A 19965-nucleotide genomic window follows, 5' to 3' on the forward strand; every position below is an offset into this window, starting at 1 on the left:
CATGGCGCTGCGCGACCGCATCCAGGAGTCCGAGCGGAGCTCCGACGAGCCGGACCTCATCGGCCACTACCGCGACCGGCTGCTCGAGGAGATCGACCTCGACGAGCTGTCCCGGCTCAAGCCCACCCAGCGGCGGGCGCGCCTCGAGCGCATCCTGTCGACCCTGCTGTCCGCCGACGGGCCCGTGCTCGCGTCGCGCGACCGCTCGGCCCTCATCCAGCGCGTCGTGGACGACGCGCTGGGCCTGGGCGTGCTCGAGCCGCTGCTCGCCGACGAGTCGATCACCGAGATCATGGTCAACGGTCCGCGCGACGTGTTCGTGGAGCGGCTGGGCCGGCTGCAGCGGGTCGCCACGACGTTCGCGTCGGAGGAGCAGCTGTACCAGACCATCGACCGGATCGTCTCGACGGTGAACCGGCGCGTGGACGAGTCCTCGCCCATGGTGGACGCGCGCCTGCCGACGGGTGAGCGCGTCAACGTCATCATCCCGCCGCTCGCCCTCGACGGGCCGTCGCTGACCATCCGACGCTTCCCGCGGCCGTACCGGCTCGGTGAGCTCGTGGAGAAGGGCAGCCTCGACGTGCACGCCGCGCACCTGCTGGGTGCGTGCGTGCGGGCGCGGCTGAACATCATGATCTCCGGGGGCACCGGTACGGGGAAGACGACGTTCCTCAACGCGCTGTCCGGCCTGATCCCCGACCACGAGCGGATCGTGACGATCGAGGACGCGGCCGAGCTCTCGCTGCAGCAGGAGCACGTCGTGCGGCTCGAGTCGCGCCCGGCCAACGTCGAGGGACGCGGCCAGGTGACGATCCGCGACCTCGTGCGCAACTCGCTGCGCATGCGCCCCGACCGCATCGTCGTCGGTGAGGTCCGCGGCGGGGAGACCCTCGACATGCTGCAGGCGATGAACACCGGCCACGAGGGCTCGCTGGCCACCGTCCACGCCAACAGCGCGTTCGACGCCATGGGTCGCCTCGAGACGCTCGCGTCGATGAGCGAGCTGGAGCTCCCGGTCGCCACCATCCGGGACCAGATCAACTCCGCGATCGACGTCGTCGTGCAGCTCGAGCGCGGTGCCGACGGGACGCGCCGGGTCTCGGAGGTCGCGGCGCTCGTCTCGCACCGGCGCGACGACTACCAGCTCGCGCCGCTCGTCACGTTCGAGCAGGACCCGATCGGGCCCGAGCACAAGGTCACGGGCACGTTCCGCCGGCATCCCGTGCCGGAGCTCCTCGCGGCGCGCCTGCGCCGGGCGGGTGAGACGCTCGCGCCGTCGGGGAGCGTGCCGTGACGCCGGTCGTCATCGCGCTCCTGCTCTTCGTGACGCTGGTGCTCCTGGTCGTCACGGTCGCTGTCCTGCAGGAGGACGGCGCGCACCGGCGCCGCCTGCTCGCCGCGGTCGACGCCGACCCCGGGCGCGGCACCGGCCTGGCGACCCGCCTCGACGACCTGGTGCGCCGCACCCGCTGGGGCACGCGGCTCGGGGCGCTGCTCGCCGGCTCGGGCCTCGGCTCGCGCTCGCCGTCGGTCGTCCTCGCGCTGGTGGGGCTGAGCACGGTCCTCGCGTCCGTCCTCACGTACGCCGTCGCGGGTCGGATCGCCGCCCTCGTCGCCGGGGCGGTCGTGCTCCTGTCGTTCCGGCAGTGGCTCGAGCGGCGGCGCGAGGCGCGGATCGAGAAGTTCATCTCCCAGCTGCCCGAGCTGGCGCGCCTGCTCGCCAACGGCGCCCAGGCCGGGCTCGGGGTGCGTCGGTCCATCGAGCTCGCGGCCAGGGAGATGGACGAGCCCGCCAACGGCGAGCTGCAGCAGGTCGCCTCCGAGCTCGCGATCGGGCAGAGCCTGGCGGTGGCGCTCGACCACCTCGCCGAGCGGCTGCCCTCGCGCGAGCTGGTCGTGCTCGTGCAGACCCTGGTCATCCAGGGCAAGGCGGGCGGCGCGCTCGTCACGGCCCTGCAGAACATCGCCACCACGCTCGACGAGCGACGTCAGCTGCGGCGCGAGATCACGACCGCCGTGGTGGGGGCGACGTTCTCCGGCTACGCGGTCGTGATGATCGGCGCGTTCTCGGTCGTGTTCATGAACCTGCTGTCACCGGGTGCCCTCGACACGATGTTCGGCACCCTGCCCGGGCAGATCGCGCTGATCGCGGCGTCCGCCCTGTTCGTCGTCGGCTTCGTCGTGATCCGCCGGATCACGAAGGTGAGGTTCTGATGGCGCTGCTGCTCGGGCTCGTCGCCGGCCTGCTGACGGTGCTGGCGTTCGTCGGCGCCCGGATGATGCGCACCACCGGCCTCGAGGAGGTCGAGGAGGGCCTGCGCACGACGCCCGTGGCCGAGCGCGAGGGTGGCTTCGGCGCGTTCCTCGACCGGCTGGGCTCCTTGTTCCTCGGCACGACGATGCGCCTGTACGGCCCCGTCCGCCTGCGGCGCCTGGAGGAGACGATCCGGCGCGCCGGGCGCCCCGAGGGTCTGACCCTGACGGTGTACCTGCGGCGCCAGGCGGCGTTCGTCGTCATCGGCGTCGTCGGCCTCGTGGTCTTCCTGGCGGTCGGGCAGCCGTGGACCGGCCTGCTGCTGGCGGTGCTGCTCATCGGGTGGATGCGGCTGTGGCTGCTGTCGGCCGGGCGCCGGCGCCAGGAGCAGATCGACATGGAGCTGCCGGACTTCCTGGACGTCCTGGGGGTCACGGTGACCGCCGGTCTGGGGTTCCGCCAGGCCGTCGAGCGGGTCTGCGACTTCCACACCGGCCCCCTGGCCGAGGAGATGCGCACGGTGCTGCAGGAGATGAGCGTCGGCGTCTCGCGCCGGCAGGCGTTCATCGCCATGCGGGACCGCACGCGCTCCGACGGCGTCGCGGCCTTCGTCACGGCCCTGCTGCAGGCCGAGGAGCTCGGCGTCCCGCTGTCCAGCGCGCTCGACGACATCGCCTCGGACGTCCGCAAGGAGCACGCGCAGCGGGTCCGGCAGGCGGCCGCGAAGGCGGCGCCCAAGGTGTCCCTCGTCGTCACCATGACGATCGTGCCGGGCACGCTGATCCTCATCGGGTCGTCGATCCTGCTCGCCAACAGCGAGGTGCTCAGTGGGATCTTCTGAGCCGGTCCCGGGTGCGGAGCGTCCGGCGCACGTCGCGATCAGCCGGGTCATCCGCCTGCTCAGCGAGGTCCGGCTGGCGACGCTCGCGCTCGCGCTCGTCGTCGCGCTCGTCGAGGGCGCGGCCGGCGGCGCGGACCTGTGGGTGGTGCTGCTGGCCCTGCCGTTCTCGGTGTTCCCGGCGCTCACCTGGGACTCGAGCGGCGCCATGCTGTCGCGCTCGGGGATCCTGCTGGCCTGCGACCTGGTCACGACCGTGCTGGTGGTCCAGGCGTTGTCCGGTGACATCATGACCGTGTACGCCGCCGCGACCGTGGCGCTGCTGGGGGTGGTGGTGGGCGCCCGGCTCGCGCTGGTCATGGCGAGCGCGATCGCGATGGTGCTGGTCTACGTCAACGCGCAGGACGCCACGGGCGCGACGTGGCTGGTCGTGACCGTCGGGTCGTTGGGCGTGATGGCGATGGCGTGGGCCGGTGCGGCACTGGGCAGGTCGCTGCGCGCCCACGACGTCGCGGCGCACGAGGCCGCGCTGGCCCAGGTGCGGCGGGCCGCGACGCTCGAGCGGGTGCGGATCGCCCGCGACCTGCACGACACCGCGGCGGGTGACCTCGCCGGCGCGACCATGCTCAGCGGGACGCTGCTGGCCAGGCTCACGAGCGAGGGCGTCTCCGAGCGGACGATCGCCCTGGCCCGCCAGCTCGACGAGGCGTGCCGCGCGGCGCACCTCGACACGCGCACCGCGCTGGGCGAGCTGCGCCGGGCGGGGGCGCAGCCGGTGGACGACCTGACCGAGGCGTGCGAGCGGTGGTCCCGCGACGTGGGCACGCCCGTCGCGCTGGACGTCGACCCCCGGTACGGGGACGTCGACACGGACGTCGCGGCCGACGTGCGGGCGATGGTCCTGGAGCTGCTGGAGAACGTGCGCCGGCACGCCGACGCCCGCCGGGTCGAGGTGACGGTGCGGGTCGCCGACGGCGAGCTGACGCTCACCGTGACGGACGACGGGCGCGGGATGGCCGCCGCGCCCCCGCTCGACGCGCTGGTCGCGGACGGGCACTTCGGCCTGCAGGGGATGGACGAGCGGGCGCACGGCCGGGGCGGCCGCGTCGTCCGGGAGACGCCCCCGGGCGGTGGTCTGCGCACGCGCGTGACCCTGGCGCTGGCACCCGACGTCGTGGAGGTGCGATGAGGATCCTGGTGGTGGACGACAACGCGCTCATCCGGCTCGGCCTGCGGGCCGCGCTCGAGGAGCTGGAGGACGTCGAGCGGGTGGACGAGGCCGGCGACGGGCAGGCCGCCGTCGACCGGGTCGCCCAGGGGGACGTCGACGTCGTGCTCCTGGACGTGCGCATGCCCGGCCGGGACGGGCTCTCGGCGCTGCCGGACCTCGTCGGACGGGCGACCGTCATCATGCTGACCAACACGGACGACATGGCCGCCGTCCACGAGGCCATGCGGGCGGGCGCGGCGGGGTACGTCATCCACGGCTCGCTGGAGCCCGCCGGCATCGGGGCGGCGATCCGCGCGTGCGTGGCGGGCGGCCGGGTCGTGTCGGGGCTGGAGCCGTGGGCGTCCGCGGCGCCCGTGCCCGCCGTGCCGGCGGCGCCCCCGACGTCGCCCGCGGGCGGTGGGGGACCGGCCGACCGGCTCTCCGCGCGCGAGGCCGAGATCATGGACCTCGTCGCCCAGGGCCTGACGAACACGCAGATCGCGCGTCGGCTGTACCTGTCGGAGAAGACGGTGAAGAACCACATCAACCGCATCTTCGCCAAGCTCGACGTGACCAACCGGGCCCACGCCGTCGCCGTCTGGCTGGGCACCGCCGGTGGGTCCGAGGACCCAGCGAGGAATGGGACCGGGATGGGTCCTGGGCCGCTCGTGGGCGGCGTCGGCCGTCCGTAGCGTCTTCCTCGTCAGGAAACGACCTCGGGGCGCTGGCCCCACGCTCAGGAGGAGAAACACCATGGAGAACCTCACGCGCCGCGCCCTCGCCGCCCGCCTCGCCTTCACCGGCCTCGTCCTGGGCGCGCTGCGCCGCGACGACCGCGGCCAGGGCTCGGTCGAGTACGTCGGCATCATCCTCGTCGTCGTGGCGATCATCGGCATCGTCATCGCGGCCGCCTCGGGTCTCGGCGGCACGATCGTCACCAAGCTGACCGAGGCCATCAACGGCATCGGCGGCTGATCCAGCCACCGGCCGGCTGCAGCCGGCACACCGGTCCGGGCGCCCTCCGCGGCGCCCGGACCGGCCTCGTCGTCACGAAAGGTCTTCCATGCACCGTGCCCGCCTGACCGCCGTCGCCCTCGCCGTGGTCCTCACGGCCACCGCGTGCACGACGTCGGACCCGGAGCCGCGCCCGACGACGGCGAGCCCGCAGGCGACCGGGTCCGCCGAGGTTCCCGACGACGGCTCGGTCGTCGTGGACGTCGAGCACGGGGGAGCGCCGGTCGAGCTGACCGTCCACCCGGTGCAGGTCGTCGGGGACCACGCGCTGCTCACCGTCGACTACGCGATGGCCGACGACGCCCCGGCGGGCACGAACCTGTCGATCGCCGCGCTGCTGCGCAACCCCGGCTCGTTCCTCAACGTCGGGCGGCTGCGGCTCGTCGACCCCGAGGGGATGCGGGCGTGGGAGGTGGGCCGCGACGCCGGCACGTCGGTGTCGACCAGCGGCGAGGCGCTCAACCTGGCACCGGGCGGCTCGGTGACGTCGCAGGCGTTCTTCGCGGCGCCCGACGTCCCGTCGGTCGACGTGCTGTTCCCCTACTTCGGCCTCGTCGAGGACGTGCCCGTCGTCACCGGCGAGGACGTCGGGACGACGCCCGCCGACCTCGGCGCCTCGGACGCGGCGGTGTACCCCGCCGGGGACGTCGAGGTGTTCTCCGTGGCGTACGACGGCGGCGCCAGCACGCAGGTGCAGGCCCAGGACGCGACCGTGACGCTCGCGTCCGACGTCCTCTTCGCCACCGACGTCGCCGACCTCACGCCCGAGGCCGCCGCCGCGGTCGACGCCGCCGCCGCCCAGATCGCCGAGGCGGCGCAGGAGGGTGAGGTCGTCGTGACGGGTCACACCGACGACGTGGCCTCCGACGCCTACAACCTCGACCTGTCGAACCGGCGCGCGGCCGCGGTCGCGGAGCGGCTCGGGCAGACGCTCGGCGCCGGCTTCGCGCTGCGCACCGAGGGCAAGGGCGAGAGCGAGCCCGTCGCACCGGGCACCAGCGCCGAGGCGCGCGCGGCGAACCGGCGCGTCGAGGTCCGGTTCACGGTGGCCCGCGCGGGCGAGTCGCTGGAGGTCACGACCGGTGACGTCGCTACCCCGGAGCCGACCGGCGCCGTCGCGTCGGGATCGGCGCCGGTCGAGGTCGAGGCGGCCGGGGCCACGTGGGCCGTGCGGGCCACCGAGGTCCGGCGCAGCGGACCGTTCCTCGTCGGCTCCCTGGAGGTCGGGCGCGTGTCCGACGGGACGGGTGCCCCGGTCGGGCTGTTCGGCGACTTCGCGGCCGGGCGGCTGCTCTCGCGCGGCATGTCGTCGACCACGCTCACGGCCGGCGCGTACGGCGCGACGCTGCTGGGCACCGGCTCCTACCTGTACCCGGCGGACTACCTGCGCGGCGAGGTCGGCACCGAGGACGCCCGCGGCGTGCTCGCCGACCAGTTCGTGGACGCGCCCGTCGCCCAGGGCCAGTCCGTCGTCGTCACCGTCCTGTGGCCCGACACCGGCCAGGACACCGTCACCGTCGACGCCGAGGGCCGGTTCCGGATCACCGACGTCCCCGTCACGGGCTGACCCGGCCCGGCCGGCGCCCCGCCCCGATCAGAGAGCGAGCACCGCATGTCCTGGACCACGCCGCGACGCGCCGGCAGGCGCGTCGACGCGCGCGGCGTGACGCTGTTCGTCGCGCTCGACCTGCTGACGTTCGCGATCCTCTACTGGCTGCTCCTGCCCGCCTTCTCCGCGTTCCTGCTGGCCATCGAGCCGACCACCGCGCTCGCGATCGGCTGGGTGCTGTCGGCCGTGCGGCTGACGTGCATCGGCGCGGTCGTCGCGCGGTCGTACCGGCGCCGGCGCGGGTTCGAGGAGCGCCGCGAGGTGCTGCCGACGCTCGCCGCCGCGGCGGTCGGCGCGTGGACCCTCCAGCTGCTGCTCGGCGTGGCGGGTGCCCTCGCGACGGGGTCGACGCTGTGGTCGTGGCGGCTCGCGCTCGACCTGGTCACGTGGCTGGTGTTCCCGCTGCTGGCGCTGCTGTTCGTCGCGCCGGGGGAGCCCGAGCGCGTGCCGCTGCGGTTCCGCCGCTCCCTGGCCGACGACCGCGGGGCGACCAACCTGCTCATCGTCCCCGCGGTGGCCGGCCTCGTGGCCGCGGCGGTCCTGGTCATCACCGTCGTGGGCTCCGCCACCTCGGACTCGCGCGGGTCGCGCACCGCCGCGGACGCGGCCGCCCTCGCCGCCGCGGACACGTGGCGCGACGGCGTGCGCGCGGCGTTCGACGCGTCCCGGTGGGCCTCCGACCCCGACGTCTTCTGGGCGTTCGCCGGCACGGACCTGGGCTCCCTGACGAGCGGGCGCATGACCGAAGCGGCGCGGTCGCTCGCGGCGGCCAACGACGCCGAGCTGGTGTCCGTCGACATCGACGTCCTGCGTGCCGAGGTCACGGTGCGGACCCGCAACCTGGACGCCGTGCCCGGGTCCGGTCAGCGGATCGAGTCGGTCTCGACCGCCGAGCTGCGCCTGCTGTCGGGCGTGTGCCGGTCGGGTCGTGCCCTCGGCTACCTCGTGGGCGGCTCGTGCCGGACGGTGGCGCCGGCCCCCGAGCCGACGCCGGAGCCGGCGCCGACGCCGGACGGCGAGCTCGACCCGGACGCGCCGCCCCCGCCCCCGCCCCCGCCGCCGCCGCCCTTCGCACCGCCGGCGGGCATCGGCGCGTTCCTGGCGGAGACCCGGCTGGTGGTGACCCGGTGACCGGGCGCCGTGTGCCGGCACACGCGCACGTCGGGAGGCCGGGCCCGGGCCCGGCGGCCCAGGGCCGACGTGGGTCCACGACGGGTTCCCGGGCCCACGACCGGGCGGTGGACCCGTCGGTAGCGTCCGGCGTGAACCGAGGAGGCATGCGATGAACAAGGGGCACGACGGGCTCCGGCGGGGCGCCGTGCGCGCCGGCGCCGGACGCGACGACGGTGCGGGACTGGTCGAGTACGTCGGCGCCGTGGCCGTCGTCGTGGCGCTGATCGCCGGCATCGTGATGTGGGCGGCGCCCGTGGGCGACACCATCGTCGCCAAGCTGTGCGACGCGTTCGACGCCGACTGCGGCGTCGGTGAGGTCGACTTCGACCGCGAGCCGGAGCGCGAGTGCACGGTCGCCACCGACACCACGACGATGGAGGCGGGCGTCTCGATCGCGTTCGTCGACCTCGGTGCCGAGGGCTCCCTCTCGGTCGACCGGATGAGCGACGGCACGTACCGCGTCACGCTCAACGGCGACGTCTCCGCCAAGGCCGTGGCCAGCGCGGGCGAGGCGCACGGTGGGCTCGAGATCATGGGCTACGGCGGCTCGATCGAGCTGAGCGCCGAGGCGGCCGCCGGGGTGCACGCGGGCGGCGGCGCCGAGTTCACGTTCGACTCGATGGAGGACGTGCAGAAGTTCAACGGCTGGGTGCAGCGCAAGTTCGCGCAGAACGCGATCGCGTCGGTCACCGGGCCGGCGGCGCCGATCGTCGGCATCGGCCTCGAGGGCGCGTCCCAGCTCTGGGACTGGGTCCGGGGCAAGAGCTACACACCGCCGCTGCCGACCGCGGTGTTCGCGGAGGGCGGCACCGTCGGCAACGCGGGGGCTGGTGTCGGGGTCGGCGTGGCGGGCGGCAGCGCCTCCTTCGAGACCTCCAACGCCATCGGCACGAAGATCGACATGAAGACCGGTGACATCACCGTCTACTCGAAGGTCGAGATGACCGCCGAGGCGGCTGCCCAGCTCGGCTTCTCCAGCAGCGACCCGAACTGGGGCCAGGGCGGGGAGGTCAACGGGCACGTGGAGCTCGTGGTCGCGGCCACGGTCGGACCCGACGGCAAGCTCAACCACGTGTCCCTCGACGGTGCGGCGACGTCCGAGGGTGCGTACGCCCTGAGCAACGGCGCCGGATACCCGATCGGGGACGGCTACGGCAAGGGCCTGACGCTGTCCGCGGACTTCCCGGTCACGGACCGCAACCGCGCGCAGATGACCGCCGCCCTCGCGGGGGTCGGCGCGGCCGCCACCGTGGGACAGGCTCCGATGGCCATGACGGCCGCGCTGCCGATGATCTTCGACGAGGCGCGACGCGGCGGTGACATCACCGCCCAGTTCGTCGACGTGAGCTCGCAGGACCTGCTCATGGCGGCGCTGTCGCTGAAGGCCCCCGCGGTCGGTGGCCTAGGGTTCAACGTCGGCGCGTCGACCTCGTCGACCGAGACGACGGACGCGTTCTACATGACGCCGACGGGGTGGAAGAGGTGGAACGGGTGCATGGCATGAGGGTGTGGGGCGCGACGGCCGCGGTGGTCGCGGTGCTGGCGGTGTCGGCCTGCTCGGGCGACGAGCCGGCGGACGGTGCCGCGCCGTCGGCGCAGCCCACCGCGTGGGACATCACGGCCACCGAGGGCGTCGACGGCGCCTCGCGCCAGGTGGTCGACGGCATCGGTGTCGACGTCCCGGCGGACTTCACCGCCGACGAGCGCACCGCGGCCGACGACACGACCCAGCTCGTCCTGCAGCGTGACGGCGCGACCCGCTCCGAGGTCAACGTGACGGTGACGCGCGAGGAGGACGTCGACGACGCCGCGGTCGACGCCGCCGCCGCCACGGCGTTCGCGCAGCTCGGTGCGACCGGCTCGGCGAGCGACCTGGTGCGCGAGACGCTCACCTGGGAGGGCTTCGGCCACGCGGTGGCCGTCCAGGGCGTGCTGACCCTCGAGGACGGCACCGAGCTCGACGTCGAGTACGTGACGACGCGCGACCCGCAGGGCACGCGGCTGGTCGCGGTCTGGACCGAGGCGCCGCGCGGGGAGCTCGACGGGTCCGTCGCGCACGAGGTGCTGCGCACCGTGCGCGTCGACGGCTGAGCCGTGGAGTCCGCCACCGGCGTCCAGATCCTCGGGCCGCAGCAGGTCGCGGTCCTGGTCGGTGTGGGTGCCACGGTGTTCCTCGTGGTCTTCGTCGTCGCCTTCCGGTACGTGTACCGGCGGCACCGCGTGTTCCGCAGCGGGCTGCGGGGCACCGGACGCGTCCTGGAGGTGCGGGGCGCGCGCGTGATGGAGCGCCGCTCCGTCACGGAGCGTCCGACCGACCGCGTCGTGGTGGCCACCGCGGCGGTGCCCGGGGGTGTGCTCACGGACCAGAAGCTCCCGGCGGGGGAGTACCACCCGGGCCAGGAGGTGCCGGTCGTCCAGGACCCGCGCGACCCGCGGCGCCTCTACGTCGACCGGCCGGACCTCGAGCGGCCCGCGTTCATGGTCTACGCCATGGCGGGCGGGCTCGTGATCTTCCCGTTCGTGATCGTGCGCGGGCTCGCCCAGCTGCTGTCCTGACGGACGTCCCGGCCGGGCCCGCCACGGGCCCGGCCGTCGTCGTGCCGCAGGGTGTGACGGTGGTCCCGATGCCCCGGCGCCGGGTCCGTGCCCGGTCCGGTGCCGACTAGGCTGGTCGCGTGACGCAGAGCCCTGAACCCGTGGCGCCCGCCCGGCCCACGACGCACCGTCCGGTCCTGGTCGTCGACTTCGGCGCGCAGTACGCCCAGCTCATCGCGCGGCGCGTGCGCGAGGCGAACGTGTACTCCGAGATCGTGCCGCACACGGCGACGGTCGAGCAGATGCTCGCCAAGGACCCGGCGGCCATCATCCTGTCCGGCGGGCCGTCGTCGGTCTACGCGAACGGTGCGCCGTTCGTCGGCCCCGAGCTGTTCGAGGCCGGCGTCCCCGTGCTGGGCATCTGCTACGGCTTCCAGGCGATGGCCCAGGCGCTGGGCGGCACCGTCGCGCAGACCGGCCAGCGCGAGTACGGCGGCACGGCCGTGGAGGTCACCGAGCAGGGCACGGTCCTGGACGGCAGCCCCGAGCAGCAGACCGTGTGGATGAGCCACGGCGACGCCGTGCACGCCGCACCCGAGGGCTTCGAGGTGCTCGCGACGAGCGCCGGCAGCCCCGTCGCGGCGTTCGAGGACCGCGAGCGGCGCCTGTACGGCGTGCAGTGGCACCCCGAGGTCAAGCACTCGCCGCTCGGGCAGCAGGCGCTCGAGAACTTCCTGTACCGCGGCGCCGGGATCACCCCCGACTGGAACCCGGGCAACGTGGTGGCCGAGCAGGTCGAGCGCATCCGCGCCCAGGTGGGCGACGCGCGCGTGATCTGCGGGCTGTCCGGCGGGGTGGACTCGTCCGTCGCGGCGGCGCTCGTGCAGCGTGCCGTGGGGGACCAGCTCACCTGCGTGTTCGTCGACCACGGGCTGCTGCGCGAGGGCGAGGCCGAGCAGGTCGAGAAGGACTTCGTCGACGCGACGGGCGTGCAGCTCAAGGTCGTCGACGCGCGTGAGCGGTTCCTCACCGCGCTCGCCGGCCACACCGACCCCGAGACCAAGCGCAAGATCATCGGCCGCGAGTTCATCCGCGTGTTCGAGGACGCGGCGCGCGAGGTCGTCGAGGACGCCGGCGCGCACGGCGAGACCGTGAAGTTCCTCGTGCAGGGCACCCTCTACCCGGACGTCGTGGAGTCCGGCGGCGGCGAGGGTGCGGCCAACATCAAGTCGCACCACAACGTCGGCGGCCTGCCGGACGACCTGCAGTTCGAGCTCGTCGAGCCGCTGCGCACGCTGTTCAAGGACGAGGTCCGCGCGGTCGGCCTGGAGCTGGGCGTGCCCGAGGGCATCGTGTGGCGTCAGCCGTTCCCCGGCCCCGGCCTCGGCATCCGCATCGTCGGCGAGGTCACCGCGGAGCGCCTGACGACGCTGCGCGCGGCCGACGCGATCGCGCGCGAGGAGCTCACGCGCGCCGGGCTGGACCGCGAGATCTGGCAGTGCCCCGTCGTGCTGCTGGGCGACGTGCGGTCCGTCGGCGTGCAGGGCGACGGGCGCACCTACGGGCACCCGATCGTGCTGCGGCCCGTCTCCTCCGAGGACGCGATGACGGCGGACTGGACGCGCCTGCCGTACGACGTGCTGGCGACCATCTCCACCCGCATCACCAACGAGGTCCCCGAGGTCAACCGCGTCGTCCTCGACGTGACGAGCAAGCCGCCGGGCACCATCGAGTGGGAGTGAGCGGGCAGGTCGCGTGCGCGGCCGCCCCGAGCCGACGGACGACGAGAGGACGAGCGTGAGCACCGGACCCACGAGCACGCCGACGACGACCCCCGGTGCGCCCGACGCCGCCGCGTGGGCGCGCAAGGCCCGCGGCTCGCTGACCCGCTACCGCGTCATGGCCTGGATCACCGGGTCGATGCTGCTGCTGCTGTGCGTCGAGATGCTGCTCAAGTACGTCTTCCAGGCGGGCGGCGTCGACGCCGAGGGGCACGCGCTGCCCGTGCTCGGCTCGTGGATCGCGTTCGCGCACGGCTGGATCTACGTGGTCTACCTGGTCACCGTCTTCGACCTGTGGTCGACGCTGCGGTGGCGGCTGGGGCGCCTGGTGTCGCTGGCGGCCGCGGGCGTCGTCCCCGTCATGTCGTTCGTGCTCGAGCGCCGCGTGCACGCCGACGCGCAGGCGCGCATCGACGCGACCGCGCCCCAGGGCTGACGGGACGGGCGTGCGGGTCGTCCACGTCTCCGACTGCTTCGCGCCCCGCACCGGGGGCATCGAGACGCAGGTCGGGGACCTCGCCCGGCACCAGGCGCGCACCGGCGACGAGGTGCACGTGCTCACCGCGACGCTCGGCGAGGGTGGTGAGCGCGGCGGCGTCGTCGACGTCGAGGACGGCGTCCACGTGCACCGCCTCGGCGCGCGCCTCCCGTTCGACCTGCCGGTCAACCCGCTGGCGGGCCCCGGCCTGATCCGGCGCGCGCTGCGCGGCGTGCGGCCCGACGCGGTGCACGTCCACGCCGGCGTCGTGTCCCCGTTCGCGTTCGACGGGGTGCGGGTCGCGACCGCGCTCGGCCTGCCCACGGCGATCACGTGGCACTGCATGCTCGACGGCGTCGCGGGCGTCGCCGGCCCGGCGCTGCGCCGCACCCGGTGGGCGCGGCTGCCCGCCGCCCTGAGCGCCGTGAGCGGTGCGGCCGCCGAGCGGGTCCGGACCATGCTCGGCGGTCGCGTCGACGTCGTCCCCAACGGCATCGACACGGCGCTGTGGGCGCCGACCGGTCCGCCGGACCCCGACCTCGACGCCCCGCTGCACCTGGTCGCCACGATGCGGCTGGCGCCGCGCAAGCGTGCCGTACCGCTGGTCGACGTCGTCGCCGCGGCGGCGGGACGGCTGCCGGACGGCGCGCTGCGCCTCACGCTCGTGGGCGACGGGCCGGCGCGCGACGCCGTGCGCGCGCGGGTGGCGAGCGCCGGCCTGCAGGACGTGGTCACCCTGCGCGGTCGTCTGCCACGGTCCGAGGTCCGCGCGACCTACGCCGACGCCGACGTGTTCCTGGCGCCGGCGCGGCTCGAGGCGTTCGGCATCGCCGCGCTCGAGGCGCGCACGGCCGGGCTGGTCGTCCTCGCGCACGACGGCACCGGCGTGGGGGAGTTCGTCACCCCCGGCGTCGACGGGTTCCTCGTCGCGGACGACGCGGCGATGACCGACGCGGTCGTGCGGCTCGCGCAGGACCGGGACCTCCTGGCCACGATGCGGCGCCACGCCGCCACCGTCCCGCCGCCGTTCGACTGGGACCACGTCCTGGCGGCCGCCGCCGCCCAGTACGAGCGGGCGTCCCGGCTCGTCTGACCCGCCCCGTCGCGCGGGGTGCGACGGCCCAGGTCACGTCGCGGCACCGGGCCTTTGGTCCGGGTAGCCTGGTGTGTTCACTCGTCCGGGTGATGGTCGGTGAGGCCGGCGGGACCAGAGTCCCACGGCCACGGCCCTGCCTGGGACGACGCTGTTCACGTGAGCAGATGGCTCACCGGGCCGGACCTCCGGTCCCGTGGGGGAACAGAGACGATCGGGGAGATCGAGATGTCCAACGCAGCAGCAGTCCAGTCGAAGCCCGCCCACATCAAGCTCCTGGCGATCATCGTCATCGCCTTCGGCGCTCTGTTCGCCGTCGCCGGCACCGGCACGTGGATCGCGGTGTCCAGCAACCTGCGCGCCGAGCAGATCACGGTCTCCGAGGACGCGGCCGCCTTCGGTGGCGAGATCGTCGACACGCCGTGGGAGGCCTGGGCCCAGGCCGACATCATCAACAAGCACGCGCTCGCCGGCTCGGACGGCAAGACCTACGCCGAGCTCGACAAGGACGACCCGGCCCGGGCGACCGTCATGAACGGCTCCTTCCTGCGGGCCTCGCTGTTCACCTCGGTCGTGGCCTTCGGCGTCGGCCTGCTGGTCTTCGGCCTCGGTGTCGTCTTCATCATCACCGGTGAGGCCCTGCGCCGCATCGCCGTCCGCGTCGAGGCGCCCGTCGCCGCCACGCCTGCCGTCGAGCGAGTCTGAGCCGCCCGCTCCCTCCACGGGTCGCGCTCCGCGCGGTCCGCTGAGCGGACCGCACGTCCTGACGACTGAGGGCCGGTACCCGTCACGGGTACCGGCCCTCAGTCGTTGCCGGGACCCCGCCCCCTCCGGGCGGGGTCCCTCGTCAGTGCGGGCCCGACCGCCCGCGGCGCAGCGACTGCACCACGGGTCCCACGATCAGTCCCACGCCCGCGGCGATGAGCAGGACGATCGCGGCGAGCTGGACGTCGATCGTGTAGCCGGCGGCGACCAGCAGCACGCCGACGCCGACCAGCACGACGATGAGCCCCCACACCACGCCGCCCACCCGGACCGGGGGTCGGCGCCCCCGCTCCGCGTCCGGTGCCGCGCCCTGTCCCGCGCCCTGTCCCGGGGCGCCCTGTCCCGTGGCGTCGTCGGCGGTGGTCTCGTCGCTCATGATGCGTTCCCCTCGTCGATGATCCGGACCTGCCCGACCCCTCCGTCGATGTCGAGCACCAGGTCCGGGGAGCCCGCGGCCGCGTCGTCGTCCTCGTACATGAGGTCGCCGAGCCCGACGCCGCTCTGCTCGTGCACGTCGTCGTCCATCTCCCAGCGCACCGCGCCGATGCCGTGGTCGACGTGCGCCCGCACGGCGGCCTCCCGCGGGACGATCACGGTCAGCTGCCCGGCGCCCATGTTGATCGGCACCCGCAGCACCTCGTCGGGGTCGATCGGGACGGCCGTGAGGTCGATGCGCGAGCGTCCGCTGTTCACGTCGAACCCGTTCGCCGCGACGGCCCGGCTGGTCACCGTGACGTCCCGTCCCTGGTCCTCCCAGCCGCGGGCGACGTCGGCCCAGTCGGACTGCTGGGCCAGGGCGGCGGGGACCCCCACCAGCAGGCCGACGACGGCGAGGAAGCCGATGAAGCCGCTGCTGCGACCGCGTGCCGCCAGCGAGGCGATCCCCAGCCCGGCGAGCACCAGGGCGATCCCCCCGGCGGTGAGCCAGACGGGTCCGTCGAAGGCGCCGATCCGCTCGGCCAGCAGCAGGACCCCCAGGCCGACCACGCTCAGCCCGACGACCGCGCCGACCGTCGCGCCGTCGGCGCCGCGCCGCCCGGGACGCGGGGCGAGCGGCGGGCCGCCCGCGAACGGGGGGCCCGGCGGGCGGTGGCCCGCGACGGCGTACGGGGGCACGGGTGCCCCCTGCGCGGGCGGGCAGTCCTGCGGGGAGCCCACCGGCAGGGGTGCCGTCGAGGTCTGCGCCCACGCGGTGGCGCCCGGTGTGCCCGCTGCCGCGGCGCCGGGCGGCGTGCCGTAGGGCGTGCCGTACGGCGCGGTGCCGAAGGGCGCGGTGGACGGGGGTCCCGCGGGCGGGACGGGGCCGCCCGGCCGGCCGTCGCCGTGCTGCCAGGGTGCCGTGCCGCGCTGGTGGCGCTGCACCGCCGTGACCACGAGGGCGACCAGGCCGGCGACGCACGCGAGCCACACGGCCCCGCCGAGCGCGCTGCCGCCGTCCCAGAACCACCACCAGCCGTCGCCGCGGGCGAAGCCGACGACGACGAACGCGAGGGCCCCGAGCAGGGCGCCGTCCGCGTCACCGGCGCCCAGCCGCTCCAGCAGGATGCGGTCGTCGCGGTCGTCCGGCAGCAGCGCCCAGGCCACCCCGTACAGCACGAGACCCAGACCGCCGACGAGGAACGTGACCGCGAACAGGCCGCGCACCACCAGCGGGTCGACGCCGACGCGCTCGGCCAGTCCGCCGGCGACCCCGCCGAGCCAGCGCTCGTCGGAGCGGCGCAGGCCCGTGCGGCGCACACCCGCCCAGAAGCCCGGCTGCGCGGGCGGGGGTGTCGGTCCCGGGTGCGGTCCGGGACCAGGTCCGGGCACCGGGCCCGGCGTGCCGGCGTCGCCGCCGGCGGGAGTCTGCGTGTCCATGGCACCGAGCCTGCCGCGGTGCCGGCCGCCGCCGCATCGGGGACCGTCCCTGACCCGACCCTGGCTCGCACCCCGGATCCGCCGCCCCCGCCCCTGATCCTGTGTCGCGGGTGTGCCGCGAGGGTGCCCCGACGTGTGACGATCGGGGCGTGACCCCACCGCCCGGCGCCCCGCCGCAGACCGCCGCGCCCGCGCGCGTCCGCCTGCCCCTGCGTCGCCCGGAGCAGGGCCGGTGGTTCGCCGGCGTCGCGACCGGGCTGGCCGCGCACCTCGACGTGCCCGTCGCGCTCGTGCGGATCATCCTCGTGGCGCTCGTCCCGGCCGCCGGCGCCGGGCTGGCCGCGTACGTGTTCTGGTGGATCACGGTGCCGGTGGGGGACCCCGCCGCGGTGGCGGCCGCCGCGCGTCCGAGCGCGCTGCAGCGCCTGGCGCGCCGGCAGACCCTGCGGTCCGACGGCCGCCGCGTGCCGTGGGCGGAGCTGGCGCTCGGTGCGCTGCTGGTGCTCGCCGCCGCGGTGATGGTGGCGATGCGGCTCGGCGCCGACATCGACGCGGCGTGGGCCCTGCCCGTGCTGGTGGTGCTGGTGGGCGTCGCGCTCGCGTGGAGCCAGCTCGACGCCGTGCAGCGCGGCCGTCCCGACGGACGGCGGATCAGCGTGCTGCGCCTGATCGGTGGCGGGCTGCTCGCGGCGGCCGGTGTGCTGCTCGTCGCGGGGCAGGCCGTGGGGCAGGGCGTCGAGCCGGTGCTGCTGCTGCAGTCCGGCGTGGCCGCGCTCGCCGTGCTGCTGGGCGTGGGGCTCGTCATGGCGCCCTGGTGGGTGCGCCTGGCGCGGGAGCTGGGGGACGAGCGTGCCGCGCGGGCACGGGAGGCGGAGCGGGCCGACATCGCCGCGCACCTGCACGACTCGGTGCTGCAGACGCTCGCGCTCATCCGGGCACGCGCGGACGAGCCGGCGGAGGTGGCCCGCATGGCCCGAGCCCAGGAGCGTGAGCTGCGCGAGTGGCTCTACGACGACCGTCACGAGCCCGGGACGTCCCTCGTGGCCGCGCTGCGCGCGGTGGTGGCCGAGGTCGAGGACTCGCGGTCCGGTCCGAGCGGGGAGCCCGTGGCGGTCGACGTGGTCGTCGTGGGCGACCGGGTGCCGGACCCGGACACCCTGGCGCTGCTGCAGGCCACGCGCGAGGCGCTGGTGAACGCGGTGGTGCACGGACGTCCGCCCGTCTCGCTGTACCTCGAGGTCGGCCCGGACGCGGTCGAGGTGTTCGTGCGCGACCGCGGCGACGGCTTCGACCTGGAGGACGTCGGGCCCGACAGGTTCGGCGTCCGGGAGTCGATCATGGGGCGGGTGCGGCGCCGCGGTGGCACCGCGCGCGTGACGAGCAGCCCCGCACGGGGCACCGAGGTGCACCTGTGCATGCCCGTCGGTGGCGGCGGGTCCGGCAGGGGCGAGGACGAGGACGAGGAGCACGAGGCGTGAGCGAACCGGTCGACGTGGTGCTGGTCGACGACCACCACATGTTCCGTGCGGGCGTGAAGGCGTCGCTCGACGCCCGCGTGCGCGTGGTGGGGGAGGCGGCCGACGTCGACTCCGCCGTGCAGGTGGTGCACGACGTGCGCCCGCCCGTGGTGCTGCTCGACGTCCACCTGCCGGGCGGCGACGGGGGCGGCGGCGCGGAGGTCGTCCGGCGGTGCGTCGACGTGCCCGGCACGCGGTTCCTCGCGCTGTCGGTGTCGGACGCGGCCGAGGACGTCGTCGCGGTCATCCGCGTGGGCGCACGCGGCTACGTCACCAAGAACATCGACCCGCAGGCGCTGTCCGACGCGGTGCTGCGCGTCGCGGGCGGCGACGCGGTGTTCTCCCCGCGGCTCGCCGGGTTCGTCCTCGACGCCTTCGGTGCGGCGGCGGGGGACGTCGCCACGGGCGACGACGAGCTCGACCGGCTCTCGGCCCGGGAGCGCGAGGTCATGCGGCTCATCGCCCGCGGGTACACGTACCGCGAGGTCGCCGGTGAGCTGTTCATCTCGGTCAAGACGGTGGAGACCCACGTGTCGGCGGTGCTGCGCAAGCTGCAGCTGTCGAACCGCAACGAGCTGACCCGCTGGGCGGCGGCGCGCCGCCTGCTCTGACGCGCGTCGGCCCGCCGCCTGCCTCGATCCGGGTCGTCCGGCGCGGTGGCCGGGCGGCCGTCAGGCCCGGCCGGCGTCGAGCCGTGCGACGACGGACGCGACGATCGCGTCCCACTCGGCGTCCGGGAGCGGCGGCAGGTGCTGCGCCCACAGCGGCATGACGAGGCCGCGCAGCTGGAGCATGCCCTCGGGGCGGGCGAAGAAGAAGACGTGCAGGTGGCCGTTGCCGTCGCCCCAGCGGTGCACGTGCACCCGCCCGACCCCGGGGACGGCGGCCAGCGCGCGCTCGACGCGCACGATCATGCGGCCCAGCGCGCCGGCGGCCTCGTCGTCGAGGTCGCCCAGGTCGCCGTGCGCGCGCGGGTCGAGGATCAGCGTGGGCAGGGTGACCGGTGCGGGGGCGTGGAGCCGCCACGTGTCGTCGGTCCACGTGAAGTCGCCGTCGGGCCGGGCGCAGCGCCGGCAGGTCTCGGCGGCCTCGTCCGAGCGCGGCGGCTCGGGCGTCGTGGGGTCCACCAGGTCGCGCAGCCGCAGGCCCTCCCGCTCGAACGGGAAGGTGTCCCAGCCGACGACGTCCCCGGGGGCGAGGCGGCCGTCCGGTCCGGCCGCGGCACGCGCGCGGGCGACGAGCGCGGGCACGTCGAGCCGGGCGACGTCCGGGCCCTGCGCGGTGTGGTCGGCCGCAGGCGCTCTGCCCGGCCGTGCCTCGCCTGTCATGGCTTCTCCCGGTTCGTCGGACTCCCTGGGCGGGAACCTACTGTACGGGTGACACGTTCCACATGGCGGATGGTGACGAGGCGATATGACAATCTGTCATATCGCCTAGCATGGGCCCATGGACATCGTTCACGGCATCTTCCTGGTCCTGCACCTGCTCGGATGGGCGATGGTCTTCGGCGGTGCTCTCGCCGGCATGAAGACCGGCAAGCTCACGAACGGCGCGTTCCACGGCATCCTGACGGCCCTGGTGACGGGCGTGGTCCTCACGGGTCTGCTCGGTGCCGACGCCAACCACGTCAAGATCGCCGTCAAGCTCGTCATCGCGCTCGTGGTGACGGCGCTGGTCGTGATGGCCCGCCGTCGTCCCGAGAAGGTGACCAACGGCTACCTCGGCGCCATCGCCGGCCTCGTGGTGGTCAACGTCGCGCTCGCCGTCATCTGGTGACGTCGGCCTGACCCCTCGCACAGCACGTCAGGGCCCCGGGGCCTGCACGGTGGACACCTCCGCCG

21 protein-coding genes are annotated in these 19965 nt (G+C 75.0%); 18 read left to right on the forward strand and 3 right to left on the reverse strand.

Going from position 1 to position 19965, the window contains the following annotated elements:
- Position 1: 1 nt before the first annotated feature.
- The 15 genes from BMZ16_RS05560 to BMZ16_RS05630 all read left to right on the forward strand — a co-directional run bounded on the left by BMZ16_RS05560 (position 2) and on the right by BMZ16_RS05630 (position 14690).
- Positions 2 to 1294, forward strand: coding sequence for a CpaF family protein (locus BMZ16_RS05560; protein WP_089798508.1), 1293 nt, complete (start codon positions 2 to 4; stop codon positions 1292 to 1294).
- A complete protein-coding gene (locus BMZ16_RS05565; RefSeq protein ID WP_089798509.1) occupies positions 1291 to 2214 on the forward strand; it encodes a type II secretion system F family protein in 924 nt (307 codons plus the stop codon). The genes BMZ16_RS05560 and BMZ16_RS05565 overlap by 4 nt, the downstream gene beginning before the upstream one ends.
- Entirely contained in the window at positions 2214 to 3095 is an 882-nt protein-coding gene (locus tag BMZ16_RS05570) for a type II secretion system F family protein (protein WP_089798510.1), read from the forward strand. The genes BMZ16_RS05565 and BMZ16_RS05570 overlap by 1 nt, the downstream gene beginning before the upstream one ends.
- A complete protein-coding gene (locus BMZ16_RS05575; protein ID WP_089798511.1) occupies positions 3082 to 4281 on the forward strand; it encodes a sensor histidine kinase in 1200 nt (399 codons plus the stop codon). Before BMZ16_RS05570 ends, BMZ16_RS05575 begins: the two co-directional genes overlap by 14 nt.
- Entirely contained in the window at positions 4278 to 4994 is a 717-nt protein-coding gene (locus BMZ16_RS05580; RefSeq protein ID WP_089798512.1) for a response regulator transcription factor, read from the forward strand. Before BMZ16_RS05575 ends, BMZ16_RS05580 begins: the two co-directional genes overlap by 4 nt.
- 61 nt (positions 4995 to 5055) lie before the next feature.
- Positions 5056 to 5277, forward strand: coding sequence for a hypothetical protein (locus BMZ16_RS05585; RefSeq protein ID WP_089798513.1), 222 nt, complete (start codon positions 5056 to 5058; stop codon positions 5275 to 5277).
- Between the two features lie 88 nt (positions 5278 to 5365).
- Entirely contained in the window at positions 5366 to 6883 is a 1518-nt protein-coding gene (locus BMZ16_RS05590) for an OmpA family protein (RefSeq protein ID WP_089798514.1), read from the forward strand.
- 45 nt (positions 6884 to 6928) lie between these two features.
- Positions 6929 to 8056 (forward strand): hypothetical protein, encoded by a 1128-nt coding sequence (locus BMZ16_RS05595; protein WP_089798515.1) that lies wholly within the window; start codon positions 6929 to 6931, stop codon positions 8054 to 8056.
- A 151-nt stretch (positions 8057 to 8207) separates the two neighbouring features.
- A complete protein-coding gene (locus BMZ16_RS05600; RefSeq protein WP_089798516.1) occupies positions 8208 to 9602 on the forward strand; it encodes a hypothetical protein in 1395 nt (464 codons plus the stop codon).
- Entirely contained in the window at positions 9599 to 10189 is a 591-nt protein-coding gene (locus BMZ16_RS05605) for a hypothetical protein (RefSeq protein WP_143082762.1), read from the forward strand. Before BMZ16_RS05600 ends, BMZ16_RS05605 begins: the two co-directional genes overlap by 4 nt.
- Positions 10190 to 10192: 3 nt before the next feature.
- On the forward strand, positions 10193 to 10654 hold the full coding sequence (locus BMZ16_RS05610; protein ID WP_089798518.1) for a DUF3592 domain-containing protein: 462 nt from the start codon (positions 10193 to 10195) through the stop codon (positions 10652 to 10654).
- Positions 10655 to 10773: 119 nt separating this feature from the next.
- Positions 10774 to 12375: a glutamine-hydrolyzing GMP synthase gene (gene guaA / locus BMZ16_RS05615; protein ID WP_089798519.1), complete on the forward strand. Its 1602-nt coding sequence runs from the start codon at positions 10774 to 10776 to the stop codon at positions 12373 to 12375.
- A gap of 55 nt (positions 12376 to 12430) precedes the next feature.
- On the forward strand, positions 12431 to 12850 hold the full coding sequence (locus BMZ16_RS05620) for a DUF3817 domain-containing protein (protein WP_089798759.1): 420 nt from the start codon (positions 12431 to 12433) through the stop codon (positions 12848 to 12850).
- Between the two features lie 10 nt (positions 12851 to 12860).
- Positions 12861 to 13985, forward strand: a complete 1125-nt coding sequence (locus tag BMZ16_RS05625) for a glycosyltransferase family 4 protein (RefSeq protein WP_089798520.1) — start codon at positions 12861 to 12863, stop codon at positions 13983 to 13985.
- Between the two features lie 159 nt (positions 13986 to 14144).
- Complete coding sequence (locus BMZ16_RS05630) at positions 14145 to 14690, forward strand: aromatic ring-opening dioxygenase LigA (protein ID WP_369822486.1); 546 nt, start codon at positions 14145 to 14147, stop codon at positions 14688 to 14690.
- A 142-nt stretch (positions 14691 to 14832) separates the two neighbouring features.
- On the opposite strand, the gene BMZ16_RS05635 is transcribed toward BMZ16_RS05630, so the two are convergent.
- Complete coding sequence (locus BMZ16_RS05635; RefSeq protein ID WP_089798522.1) at positions 14833 to 15126, reverse strand: hypothetical protein; 294 nt, start codon at positions 15124 to 15126, stop codon at positions 14833 to 14835.
- Positions 15123 to 16607 carry a PspC domain-containing protein gene (locus BMZ16_RS05640; RefSeq protein ID WP_089798523.1) on the reverse strand — a complete coding sequence of 495 codons (1485 nt, stop codon included), beginning with the start codon at positions 16605 to 16607 and terminating at the stop codon, positions 15123 to 15125. The genes BMZ16_RS05635 and BMZ16_RS05640 overlap by 4 nt, the downstream gene beginning before the upstream one ends.
- 149 nt (positions 16608 to 16756) lie before the next feature.
- Here BMZ16_RS05640 and BMZ16_RS05645 point away from each other — a divergent pair, with 149 nt between their 5' ends.
- Complete coding sequence (locus BMZ16_RS05645) at positions 16757 to 18085, forward strand: ATP-binding protein (RefSeq protein WP_089798524.1); 1329 nt, start codon at positions 16757 to 16759, stop codon at positions 18083 to 18085.
- Positions 18086 to 18123: 38 nt separating this feature from the next.
- Positions 18124 to 18735 carry a LuxR C-terminal-related transcriptional regulator gene (locus tag BMZ16_RS05650; RefSeq protein ID WP_369822490.1) on the forward strand — a complete coding sequence of 204 codons (612 nt, stop codon included), beginning with the start codon at positions 18124 to 18126 and terminating at the stop codon, positions 18733 to 18735.
- A 60-nt stretch (positions 18736 to 18795) separates the two neighbouring features.
- Here BMZ16_RS05650 and BMZ16_RS05655 read toward each other — a convergent pair whose 3' ends face one another.
- On the reverse strand, positions 18796 to 19452 hold the full coding sequence (locus BMZ16_RS05655; protein ID WP_089798526.1) for a hypothetical protein: 657 nt from the start codon (positions 19450 to 19452) through the stop codon (positions 18796 to 18798).
- 118 nt (positions 19453 to 19570) lie between these two features.
- On the opposite strand from BMZ16_RS05655, the gene BMZ16_RS05660 reads away from it, so the two are divergent.
- Entirely contained in the window at positions 19571 to 19900 is a 330-nt protein-coding gene (locus BMZ16_RS05660; RefSeq protein WP_089798527.1) for a hypothetical protein, read from the forward strand.
- Positions 19901 to 19965: the final 65 nt, after the last annotated feature.

It is taken from the genome of Cellulomonas sp. KH9 (genome assembly GCF_900114185.1).
Classification (GTDB): Bacteria; Actinomycetota; Actinomycetes; order Actinomycetales; family Cellulomonadaceae; genus Cellulomonas.